This is a genomic window from Ochrobactrum sp. SSR (assembly GCF_030067775.1).
Lineage (GTDB): Bacteria > Pseudomonadota > Alphaproteobacteria > Rhizobiales > Rhizobiaceae > Brucella > Brucella teleogrylli.
Genome location: NZ_CP125970.1, coordinates 543,147 through 555,463 on the forward strand (window position 1 = coordinate 543,147; position 12,317 = coordinate 555,463).

Consider the following 12,317-nt stretch of genomic DNA (forward strand, 5'->3'; position numbering starts at 1 on the left):
TTAAAACGCTTTTCGGAAAGTCAGATTGAGGCGAACACGACCAACCTTGTCGTGTTCGCCATCTTTCAGCGCCAATATGCCATGGTGATAAAGGCGTGACGGGCCACCCCAGACAACCACATCGCCATGGTGCAAGGGGTATTTGGTGATCGGGTCGTTGCGTTTAAGACCGCCAAACTGGAAGGTAGCGGGAAGACCAAGCGAAACCGATACAATCGGATTGGCGAAATCACGCTCGTCCTTGTCCTGATGCAAGGACAGCTTTGCGCCGGGCTCGTAACGGTTGATCAGGCAGGCATCGGGCGAAAAATCGGGATATCCGGCCTGTCGGGCGGCATTTTCAGCGAGAGACCGAAGGGCGTCCGGCATGGCTGGCCATGGCTTCCCGGTTTCAGGGTCATTGGCGCTATATCCATAGCCAGTTTTGTCGGTTACCCAGCCCGCTTGCCCGCAATTGGTCATGGCGACCGACATGCGATAGCCACCGGGCGTCACCATATGCCGAAATGGCGCGGCGGCGCTGACATCCGCGACTGATTTCAAAATCGCTTCTTCCTCCGGCAATGCGAAGCCGTGCAGAAGTACTGCGCCGGGCGCAAGAATCTCCACGGGTTCAAGCTGATCAAACAAATCTCTCATAAGGCTTTTTAGCATAGGCCGCTGCTGAAACGTCCCGAAATCTGCTTTCTAATTGAAGACCCCTGTCGGGGTCCTCTGGTTGTTATGAAGTGAGATTACCAGTTTACCTTGAAACCGAGCGTTCCCTTGAGGCTATAATTATCGCCGAAATCCTCGAAGCTGGTCTTGACCATGCCTTCGCCGAACAGCGCATATTTGCCATCGGCCCAGGCATAGGTTCCACCGGCGCCGATACCGCCCCAGGTTTTGTCGTTTTCGCTTTTGAAATCAACACCACCCGCTCTGATCTTATAGTCGTTCATGAACTCCTGATAGAGATTGGCGGCGACATAGAGTTTGGTCTGGGTCAGCCTGTTATTTTCGTCATGCCATGCATTATGGTATTCCGCCGCCAGCCCAATGCGGGCATTGAGGCTGTCGCCGTTACGCAGATCGAGAGGTACGCCCGCGACATCGTGGAAACTGTCGAAATCCACCGAAGACCAGACAAGCTGCGCCTGCGGTGTGATCGACCAATGTTCGTTGACTTCGATACGTCGTCCACCTTCAAGGCTGAGACCATAGCCAAAGCCCTTATTGCCATCGGCCAATGACTTTTTAAGTGTATCGGACACGAGCTTGCTGTCATACCAGGTCAACTGGAGCTGTCCATCGAGATAATAGCCATTATTGCCATACCAGGTGAGTGCGCCGCCTAATCCCCAGCCGTCGGTGTCGATGGTGCCATCGCCACTAAACGACGAGATATCACTGCTGGCTTTGCCATATTGCGCCGTCAGACTGCCGATCAGGCGACCGGATTCGCTCTCGTGAAACATCGCGTCGATACCGGCCTGCATGACGAATACGCCGATATCCTGCGTCACATCGGCGGTGGAGCCGCCCGCCGCAAATTTGCTGTGGGTTCCTTCGATACGGCCCCAGACGCCATATTTGTCGATGGCGATATCCGGACCTGCCGTCGCATGGCCGTCCTTGATATCCTCACTCGGCAATATATCACCGGTCCAGTATCGATTGCCGACGCGCTGCTGCAAACTTGGCATCTGGTTCAACGCCTGCATATTGCGGGCATAGCCTTCATAGATCGGCATGGACGGATTGTAGCGCTTTTCGCCATTGGCGGATGTATTGCGGAGATAAAATCCGCCGTCACCAGTCAGCGCCACGCTGTTCGCGGTTGCCGCAGAAGCAGCGGGTTCTGACGCCGCAGGCGAGGGGGCTTCGGTCGGCTGGTCAGGTGTTGCGGTGATTTCGTAGGCATAGACGCCGCTGACAACCGCCGCTTCGCCGTCTTCCGTCGTATAATCGCCTGCGAGCGCGAATGTACCCGCCGGATTGCCTGCAACCTCGATGATCTTGGTATCATCGGCAATCTGCTGGCTGGACTGGCCATAGGAAACAAGGCGAAGCTGGCTGTTGCCGGAACTGTCGCCAGCTATGACCAGACGGCTGGTCTCTCTATTATCGGCACCGATACCGGTGGCAATCTCGACCGTGCCGCCTTTGCCGATGTAATCGCCTTTGACGGTCAGTGTGCCGACACCATTATCACCGGGAGCGACAACACCGCCGGTTTCGTTGGTCACGGATTGGACGCTGCCGATGCCGCTTAGTCGCCCGGCTCTTGCAACCCGGACGGATGTGTAGTTGTCGCCGTCGAAGATCAGCGTTCCGCCGACGACTGCGGAATCGCCGGTAAAGCTATTATCACCGGTGAGCCGCAGAATGCCTGCGCCACGTTTTGTCAGACCGCCGATGCCGGAGATGGGATTGGACCACGTTGAAGAATAGCCCTGCGTATCGACGTCGAAACCTTCGGCATGGCGGAATTTCATCGGCCCGTTGATCGCAGCGCCAAGGTTCAGGAGGCCTTGGCCGTAGATTTCGGTCGGGCCGATATTGGTGGCGGTGGTCAGCAGGGTTTCAATGGTCTGCCGCGCATTCATATAGGGAAAGGCTTGACGCACAACGGCGGCGGCACCGGCCACATGCGGCGTCGCCATGGATGTGCCCTGCATGTAGGAATAACCGCCACCGGGATAGGTCGAGTAAACAGCGCCGCCCGTATCACCGCCTGGGGCCGCCATGCACCATTCTGCCGCAATACCGCAGCGATTGCTGTAGCTCGCAATTTGCCGGTTTGGACCAACGGAAACAACGGCAATGATCGAGCCTCTCAAATCCGAAAAGTCGAGATTGGCGACGGCAGGATCATTCGGTGCCAAAAGGCGGAATGTGTTGGGATTGTTCATGTCGAGATCGCGGCGGCGACCATCGACAAATTTATATTTGCCGAGCGCGGTATTCTGGGGTGTGATTGCAGGAAACAGGGCGCTGCCGCTCGGCTGCGCTGACGAATATGGCTGAACCTTGTAATTATTGCCGGCAGCGAAGACCATGACGATATCGGCTTTGGCGGCGACTTTCAGTGCCTCGTAATCATTACGAAGATAGTTGCCATACAGAATCGGCTGATAGCTCAACCGTTGATAATTGCGATTGTTGTAAGGGGTAGGAAACGCATAGGGGCCATAGCTGCCGTTCAGCACCTTCACCCCTGTCGTTGATGCATAGCGCAGTGCCCTGTTGATCGCGTCATATTGCCGGTCCGGCACGATGGCCCGCAAGGCGAGGATTTGTGCATCATAGGCAACGCCATGCATGCCGGTTCCATTGCGGGCTGCGGCGATGGTGCCGCTGACATGGGTTCCGTGCCCGATGGGCGTCCCGTTTCGCTGAAGGTCCCGAACATCCCGCTCGTGCATGAAAGTGCCGAAGTTTCTCGACCAGGGATGCACTTTCCCGGCAAATTCCGGATGGTAGATATCAATGCCAGTGTCGAGCACGGCGACCGTGATGCCTTTTCCTGTAAAACCGCGTCGGTATGCGGGGATGGGGTTGATCATGGGGAGGCCCCAGCTTGCCAGATATTCCGCGTCGGACGTGAATGCTCGAGATGGTTCGGCCTGTTGCGCGTTGGAATAAGAAGGAAACAGATAAATAGTCGCAGCTAATAATCGAACAATTCGACGAGAACTTCGCATATATCTCTCCCGGTTTAGGTGAAATTATTTCAGATTTCATTCCTTATTTTATTGAGAATAATTTCATTCCAAATACTTAGGCTTGCAATATTTCTGCAATAATATAAGGAATATGACAGTTTGTTCATTTTAATATTTATTTTACAACGCCTATTAGTTGCCTTTGTTTTATTGATACCTATTTTGAAATTACAGCCGGACACATCGTTTCTTCGCAGTTCTAAACCGGGCAATAAAAAACGGGGCCGAAGCCCCGTTTTCATCGTCTGTATTGCAAAATATCGGTTGCGTTAGCTTGCCGAACCGAAACGTTCCTCGCTGAGCGCTGCCGCCATCAGCGTCTTGGTATAGTCTTCACGAGGATGATCGAAGATTTGTTCGGTGTCGCCTTGTTCAACGATCCTGCCATTGCGCATCACGATCACATAATCCGACACGGCGCGAACCACGGCCATATCATGGCTGATGAATAGATAGGAAAGGCCGTGGTCCTTTTGCAGATCACGCAGCAGTGCCACGATCTGCTTCTGCACCGAGCGGTCGAGCGCGCTTGTGGGCTCGTCCAGAACGATGACGCGTGGTTTCAAGATCATCGTGCGGGCAATCGCGATACGCTGGCGCTGTCCGCCTGAAAATTCATGCGGGTAGCGATTGCGCATGGCGGGGTCCAGCCCGACTTCTTTCAGCGCTTCCTGCGCCCGACGGTCACGCTCCCTGGCTGAAAGCTGTGGCTCGTGGATCAGCAGCCCTTCGGTGATGATGCGCCCCACCGTCATGCGCGGGCTGAGCGAACCAAACGGGTCCTGAAAGACCAGTTGCAGTTCCCGGCGTTTCGGGCGCATGGCTTGCGGGTCGCGCGGCAATTCCTTGCCGAGATAGGCGATGCGGCCCTCGGAATCGAGAAGCCGCAGGATAGCACGGCCGAGCGTGGATTTGCCCGAACCGGACTCGCCAACGATGCCAATGGTCTGACCTTCCTTGAGCGTGAGCGAGACATTGTTAACGGCGGTCATGTAATTGGCAGCGCCGAGCCAAGGTTTGTGGATCAGGAAGTTGACCTTGACATTATCGGCGCGGACCAAGACAGGCGCTTCATCCGGCGGTGGCAGCTTTTCGCCTTCCGGTTCGGCATCAAGCAACATCCGGGTGTACGCGTGCTGCGGCCCGGTAAAAAGCGCCTCCGTTTGGTTGGTCTCGACCACCTCGCCGGAGCGCATCACATAAACCCGGTCGGCAAAGCGGCGTACGATGCCGAGGTCATGGGTGATGAACACAACCGCCATGCCAAGGCGCTGTTGCAGATCGGCCAGGAGATCGAGTATCTGCGCCTGAATGGTGACATCGAGCGCCGTGGTCGGCTCATCGGCAATCAGAATATCGGGCTCGTTGGCGAGCGCCATGGCGATCATCACGCGCTGACGCTGGCCGCCCGACAGTTCGTAAGGATAGCTGTCGAAGCGGCGTTCCGGCTCCGGAATGCCAACGAGTTTCAGCAGTTCCAGAATGCGCGGGCGCGCCTGTTTCTTGCTCATGCCGCGGTGATAGCGCAACGGTTCGGCAAGCTGGTCGCCGATGCGATAGAGCGGATCGAGCGAAGTCATCGGCTCCTGAAAGATCATGGTGATCTTGGCGCCGCGAATGTTGTTCAGCGCCTTGTCGGACATGCCGATCAGGTCTTGACCGCGATAGAGCGCCTGTCCTGTTGCCTTGCCGTTGCGCGCCAACAGCCCCATCAGCGCCATTGTTGTCTGGCTTTTGCCGGAACCCGATTCCCCCACAATAGCCACCGTTTCCCCGGCCTTGACGTCGAGGTCGATACCACGCACTGCCGGAACCGGGCCATCATGGGTGTCGAAGGTCACGCGCAGATCGCGAACGCTCAGAATGGTTTCCTTCGTCATCTCAGCGGTCCTTCGGGTCAAGACTGTCACGCAGGCCGTCGCCCAAAAAGTTCAGCGCAAACAGAATGATGGTCAATGTTGCTGCGGGCCAGATCAATTGCCAGCTTGCACCGCGCATGTTTTGGGCACCTTCCGAGATCAGCAAGCCGAGCGAGGTGAGGGGGTCTTGCACACCAAGGCCGAGGAAGGAGAGCAGGCTTTCCAGCAGAATGGCTTTCGGCACAAGCAATGTGACGAAGACGATCACCGGGCCCAGCGCGTTGGGAATGATATGCCGCGTGATGACCCCGCGCCGTGTAGCGCCGAGCGCTTCCGCCGCCTGTACAAATTCCTGCCGCTTGAGGCTTAATGTCTGGCCGCGCACGATGCGTGCCATATCCAGCCATTCTGTCGCGCCGATGGCAATGAAGATGATGAATATTGACCGCCCGAAGAAGACGAGCATCAGGATCACAAAGAAGATAAACGGCAGCGAATAAAGGATATCGACAACACGCATCATGACATTGTCGATGCGCCCGCCGAGATAGCCGGAAATCGCACCGAAGGAGACGCCCAGCACCAGCGACATGGCCGAGGCTAGCAGGCCGATGGCCAGCGACATGCGCACGCCGATGAAGATGCGCGTCATCAGATCGCGACCGAGATTATCCGTGCCAAGCAGGAAATAATTTCGGCTTACGTTGAGCGTCAGCTTGCCGCTCAGGCCGTCGGCGGCCAGTTCCACCTTCGGATTGCTGAACAGATCGGAGCGCTGGAAATAACGCAGAACACGGTCGTCGGTTGGGCGTTGCGCCGTAAAGTCGACAATGATGTTGTTGCCGGTCAGTTCCGGTTCGGCGGAGGCCTTCAATCGCGCGCGGGCGAGTTCGCGTTCAAGGCCGGGCAGGATCGTATCCGCGCGCGGATAGGCTTCGAGGCTTGGCGCAACACGCACGAACTGCGGATAAATCTTGTCATAAGGATGCGGGCTCAGCATCGGCCCGAAAATGCCCGCAAGAGCCAAGACGGCAAGCACGATAGCGCTGGCGACGGCGGCCTTGTTCCTGCGCAGGCGCAGCCATGCATCCTGCCAGAGCGAGCGGCTTGGCATGCTCAATTCGGCGGTTTCCGTTGGTACGGTCAGATCAGTCATAGCGAACCCTCGGATCAAGCCATGCATAGAGAAGATCGACAATCAGATTGAACACCACGACGAAGATCGAGATCACCACAACCGTGCCCATGACGAGCGTGTAATCACGGCTGAGCGCGCCCTGCACGAAATAGCGTCCGATGCCCGGAATGCCGAAAATCGTCTCGACCACAACCGAACCTGTGAGGAGGGCGGCGGCAGTCGGCCCAAGATAGGAAACGGCGGGCAGCATAGCAGCACGCAAAGCATGAACGCCAACCACAACACGGGTCGGCAAGCCATAGGCGCGGGCGGTGCGCACATGATTGGCGCGCAACGCTTCAATGGTTGCGCCACGCACCAGACGGGCAATAACCCCCACTTGCGGCAGAGCAAGCGTCAGCACCGGCAATATCCAGTAGGTGACATTGGCCGATGACCAACCGCCTGCCGGAACCCAGCCCAGAATGACGCCGAAGAGCAGGCTGAGAAGGGGGGCTACAACAAAATTGGGCGTTGTGATGCCGAAGGTCGCCAGAGCCACCACGAAATAATCGACGGCGGAATTCTGCTTCAGCGCGGCAAGCGTGCCGAGAAAAGTGCCGATGATCGCCGCCAGCGTCAGGCCCAAAGTGCCAAGCATGATCGACACCGGCAAACCTGACGCGAACAGGTCATTCACGGAAAAATCGCGCCGCGTAAAGCTCGGGCCGAGATCGCCCTGCAAGAGATTACCAAGATAAATCAGATACTGCTGCCAGAGCGGCGCGTCCATATTATAGGCGCGCTTGAGGTTTTCGAGGATCAGCGGATCAATCGGGCGCTCAAGGTCGAATGGGCCGCCCGGCGCGAGCCGAATCAGAAAAAATGTCAGCGTGACGATAATGAAGACCGTGGGTATCGCACTACCCAATCGTCGGAGCGTATAGCCCAGCATGTCGTTGTCCCTTCTTTGCCGGATGGTCAAAAACCTGTCCGGCAAATCCCACTAAGGGCTTTAGATTATTGTTGTTCTGGTATTTTGTCTGCTTTCGCCCATCGTAAGGCGAAAACGGAAACGCTGGCGGGAGAGGGGTATCTCGTCCCTTTTCCGTCAAAAAATAGGGCCGCGCCACCAAGCGCAGCCCTGTCTGAAATTACTGTTTGAGGGAAAGCCAGCGGGTCTTGTGGCTATCCATAAGATTGTCGTTCCATCCGGCGACCTTGTCCGAAACGAGCGCGCGCGAGGAGTAATAGAGGATCGGAATATTGCCCACTTCATCAAGCTGGATTTTTTCGGCTTCGCCCAGCACCTTGGCGCGTTCACCGAGATCGGTGGTCTTTTCCGCCTTGGCCATCAGCGCGTCATAGTCGGCGTTCTTCCACTTGGAATAGTTGAAGCTGACATTGCCCTGGCTGATGAACAGGAAGTTCTGCGGGTCGTTGTAATCGCCGATCCAGCCAGCACGCGCGATATCAAACGGGCCGTCATCGCGCATGAAATTGAAATAAGTTGCGCCTTCGGTCTCGTTGAGCGAGGCCTTCACGCCAATATTGCCCAGCATGTCGGCAATGGCCGCCATGGTGTTCTTGTTGTTCTCGGACGTGTTGTAAAGCAACTCGATGGAGAGCGTATTTGGCTCTACGCCGGCTTCTTTCAGAAGCTCCTTGGCCTTGTCCTCACGCTCCAGCATGTCGTCGGAATAATCGAGCTTCGGCGCGTCTTTCAGGTAATTGGCGATACCGGGCGGCACCATGGAATAGCCGGGCAGCATCGTTCCCTGCCAGACCTGATCGGCCAGAAATTCACGGTCGATGGCCAGCGAGATCGCCTGACGCACTTTGACGTCCTTCAGCTTGCTGTCCGCCGATTTGCCTTTGACCGGCAGATAATAGACGCCGAGATAAGGCGCCATGCGGAATTCCTTGGCGAGATTTTTCTTCACATAATCCATCTGCTCGGCGGGAACGTCGGAACAGATTTGCACTTCCTTGGCCTCGAAGCGGCGCATACAGCTGGCGCGGTCTTCAAAGGGAATCCAGTTCACCGTATCGATCTTCACCTGATCCGCTTCATAATAATACGGGTTCTTCTTCATGACGATCTTGTCGTTCGGCGTGAAGCTCTCAAGCATATAGGCGCCGTTGGTCACCATCTTGCCGGGCGTGGTGAACTTGTCGCCATTGGCCTCAACGCTTTTCTGATTCATCGGAAAGCCGGTTTGGTGTGTCAGAAGCTCGAGAAAATACGGAGCAGGGGCGTTCAACGTGATCTTCAGCGTATGGTCGTCGAGAGCTTCAACGCCAAGCTGGTCGACAGGCTTTTTACCGCCTGCAATATCTTCTGCGTTCTTGATGACAAACAGCATGCTGGCATAACCGGCAGCTGTCTTCGGGTCCATCAGACGACGGAACGTGAACTGAAAATCACCTGCGGTGACCGGATCGCCATTCGACCATTTCGCATTGTCACGCAGATGGAAGGTGTAGACCGTGCCGTCTTCGGAAACATCCCAGGACTTGGCGACGCCGGGAATTGCCTTGCCGTCAGCATCCTGAATGGTCAGACCGTCATAGAGATCGCGCAGCACGTTACCCTCGGCAACACTGGAGGTGCGGTGATGGTCGAGAGTGGCCGGATCTGTGTCATTACCGCGATTGAGTACGGTTTCGGCAGATGCCGCACCTGCCAGTGCCAGAAGACATACGCCTGTCAGTAGAAATTTCCGATACATTTAAGAACCCCTCTTTTGAAATTTATGAAATGTCCTGCATCTTATGGATAAGCGGACCACATGCAAGCGAACTTAGCAACACATTGAATCAATACAAATAATCAAAAAATTGGGAGCGATTTTTGTGGGCGAAAACGGGTACGGAAAAACGAATTTCCGTACAATTTTGCCACTCTATTTTACATCAGATTCTGGCAAAAATCTCCGTAATTTCTAGGGTTTGAGGCTTCCGTTTGTCAGTTGAAGGGACAGAAATTCAAACTCGATTCGGATGAATTTTCACTCGGGGGTTGGCTGGGGATAACGTTCAACCGCAAGGCTGCAACTTGATTATCTGGGTGAATCTATAGGCCGGACGACAAGCCAGAATGTTTGCATTTCGAAAATTACCGCCCCCAACACCAAAAATAATGCACGGTCGGGTTTTGCTGTTGTGTCGCAAACTTATGGATACTTATGTTCCATAACATAGCTTATGCAATTAAGCGTGGCAGTTGGGGGCAGCCTAAAGCGTGTCGCATTTATTCGGCCTCATACCCAGCAGCCTTAAAGAAGTTCTGGCATTCATTGATGGAGAAGAGACTGATGATATCGCCAAGTGCTTTTGAGATGGCGTCGAAGCTGCGTGCTGCTCGCTTTCTCAGAAGTGCCTTGAGTTTTGAGAAAGCCATTTCGATTGGGTTCAGGTCCGGCGAATAGGGCGGCAGGAAGAGAAACCAAGCGCCCTTTGCCTTGACCAGTTGCTCAGCCTTCCGGCTTTTGTGGAAGCCGACATTGTCGAGGATGACTATATCACCGGCTGACAGTGTCGGCACAAGCTGTGTCTCGATCCAGGTTTCGAAGATGCGGCTGTTCATCGGTGCATCGACGATCCATGGCGCGGTCAGGCCATGGCAGCGCAGTCCGGCAATGAAGGTCTGTGTCTTCCATTTTCCGAAGGGCGCATAGGCGGCAAAGCGCCTGCCTTTGGCAGACCATCCGGTGCGTTTTGTCAGGCGCGTATTCGTGGAAGTCTCATCGATAAAGATGAGACGCGACAAGGCCTTGTTGAAGAACCGCTTTCGGCGATTGATCCAAAGATCACGCGCCTTGGCGATCTCTGGTCTACGCTGCTCGCTTGCCTTGAGGCTTTTTTTTATTACTCAGCCCAAGTCGGTGTAGAAATCGCCCGACCGTGGCGCGGTGGACTTCAATACCGCGCTCCGCGAGCGCAACGCACAGTTCGTCCAAAGTCGTTTCGCCACGGGCGGACATCTGCTCGCGGACCCAATCACCATGAGCCAAAAGCTTCACACTACCAGGCGGGTGGCCCTGCCTGGCGGCGGCCAGACAGCCGGATGACCGATACAGGATCATCATGTTGTTGACGAACCGAGGCGAAACACGGAAATGCCGAGCGGCTTCCCGGTGACTATTGCCCTCATTCACAAACGCAACGACACGCTCACGCAACTCAATCGGATGCGGCTTGCCCATGGTGCATCTCCTTCCATGAGACAAGTGAATCACAGATCAAGCCAAACGGGAATCCCGAATCCGGTTAACAGCGACATGCTTTAGGCTGCCCCGTTGAATCCTGCTTGGCGGGTGTTCGTTACTTTGCCTGTGTGAAGAGATTGCGGAACTGGCGCGGCTGTGAACGCAGAAACTGGGGAGCCGCCTCAATCGTTTCGCCGAAATGCGCCGCCGCATGCCACGGCCAGCGCGGATCATAGAGAACCGTGCGTGCGAGTCCGATCATATCAGCATCACCAGTGGCCAGAATGGCTTCAGCCTGCTCGAAATCGGTAATCAGACCGACAGCAACGACGGGAATATTGACAGCCGCTTTTACAGCGCGCGCCAGCGGTACCTGATAGCTCGGGCCGACTGGAATTTTCTGTGCCGCATCAAGGCCGCCGCTCGAAACGTGAATTGCTGCGCAACCTCTTGCGGCCAAAGCTTGCGAGAACGCTACGGTCTGTTCGATATCCCAACCGCCTTCGACCCAATCCGTTCCGGAAACGCGCATCGTGACCGGACGATCCGCTGGGAAAGCGGCGCGAACAGCGTCGAACACTTCGAGCGGAAAACGCAGACGGTTTTCCAGCGAGCCGCCATATTCATCGTCGCGCTTGTTCGAGAGCGGCGACAGGAATTCGTGCAAAAGGTAACCATGGGCTCCGTGCACCTGGATTGCATCGAGACCGAGCCGCGCCGAGCGTTTGGCAGCGCTTACAAATGCATCGCGGATGCGCTTCAACTCGTCTTTATCCATCGCTGTCGGAGCATTGTCGGCGGGGTTAAACGCCACTGCAGATGGCGCAATGGTCTGCCAGCCGTTCTCGTGCTGCGGCGCAATCTGGCGTCCACCTTGCCACGGCAAATCAGTAGATGCTTTGCGGCCTGCATGCGCAAGCTGTATGGCGATGGGCATGGATGACCAGCGACGAATACCGTCGAGCGTCCGTTCCAGCGCGGCTTCGGTTTCATCGGAATAAAGCCCGACATCCGCATAACTGATCCGGCCTTCAGGGCTGACTGCCGTTGCCTCAATCGTCAACAGCCCTGCTCCGGATTGAGCGAGACTACCCAGATGCATCAGATGCCAATCGGTAGTTTTGCCGTCTTCAGCCGAATATTGGCACATCGGGGCAATGACAATGCGGTTTTTCAGATGCAAACCGCCCACGTCCAAAGGAGAAAATAGCTTCGTCTGGCTCATTAGCTCGCGCGCCTCTTATTGAAATCGATCTGACAATGCCCTCTGACAGAGGGTTCGTCATCACACTTATCACAAGCTTATTTTCATTTTCATTGGCTAAAACGCCCCATAAGTTCAATAAAATTGAAGCATGGAATGCGCCGTTGGGAACAGTATTTCTGGTTTCGCCGCGCCAAATTTTATTCGCGAATTAATACT

9 protein-coding genes are annotated in these 12,317 nt (G+C 55.5%); all 9 read right to left on the reverse strand.

The genetic code is table 11. From position 1 onward, the window contains the following. The 9 genes from alkB to QLQ11_RS13985 all read right to left on the reverse strand — a co-directional run bounded on the left by alkB (position 1) and on the right by QLQ11_RS13985 (position 12,119). Complete coding sequence (gene alkB, locus QLQ11_RS13945) at positions 1-639, reverse strand: DNA oxidative demethylase AlkB (protein ID WP_109367389.1); 639 nt, start codon at positions 637-639, stop codon at positions 1-3. A gap of 95 nt (positions 640-734) precedes the next feature. After that, a complete protein-coding gene (locus QLQ11_RS13950; RefSeq protein ID WP_181376033.1) occupies positions 735-3,548 on the reverse strand; it encodes an autotransporter outer membrane beta-barrel domain-containing protein in 2,814 nt (937 codons plus the stop codon). A 428-nt stretch (positions 3,549-3,976) separates the two neighbouring features. Then, entirely contained in the window at positions 3,977-5,587 is a 1,611-nt protein-coding gene (locus tag QLQ11_RS13955) for an ABC transporter ATP-binding protein (RefSeq protein ID WP_109367387.1), read from the reverse strand. A 1-nt stretch (position 5,588) separates the two neighbouring features. Next, entirely contained in the window at positions 5,589-6,722 is a 1,134-nt protein-coding gene (locus QLQ11_RS13960) for an ABC transporter permease (RefSeq protein WP_109367386.1), read from the reverse strand. Next, the gene (locus QLQ11_RS13965; RefSeq protein ID WP_109367385.1) at positions 6,715-7,638 is read right to left on the reverse strand and encodes an ABC transporter permease; all 924 of its coding nucleotides are present in this window, start codon (positions 7,636-7,638) and stop codon (positions 6,715-6,717) included. Before QLQ11_RS13965 ends, QLQ11_RS13960 begins: the two co-directional genes overlap by 8 nt. A 199-nt stretch (positions 7,639-7,837) precedes the next feature. Continuing rightward, positions 7,838-9,415 carry a peptide ABC transporter substrate-binding protein gene (locus QLQ11_RS13970; RefSeq protein ID WP_109367384.1) on the reverse strand — a complete coding sequence of 526 codons (1,578 nt, stop codon included), beginning with the start codon at positions 9,413-9,415 and terminating at the stop codon, positions 7,838-7,840. A 521-nt stretch (positions 9,416-9,936) separates the two neighbouring features. Next, on the reverse strand, positions 9,937-10,554 hold the full coding sequence (locus tag QLQ11_RS13975) for an IS630 family transposase (protein WP_342210488.1): 618 nt from the start codon (positions 10,552-10,554) through the stop codon (positions 9,937-9,939). Next, entirely contained in the window at positions 10,520-10,891 is a 372-nt protein-coding gene (locus tag QLQ11_RS13980) for a winged helix-turn-helix domain-containing protein (protein WP_244597082.1), read from the reverse strand. Before QLQ11_RS13980 ends, QLQ11_RS13975 begins: the two co-directional genes overlap by 35 nt. 118 nt (positions 10,892-11,009) lie before the next feature. Beyond that, positions 11,010-12,119, reverse strand: coding sequence for an NADH:flavin oxidoreductase/NADH oxidase (locus QLQ11_RS13985; RefSeq protein ID WP_109367383.1), 1,110 nt, complete (start codon positions 12,117-12,119; stop codon positions 11,010-11,012). Between the last annotated feature and the right edge of the window lie 198 nt (positions 12,120-12,317).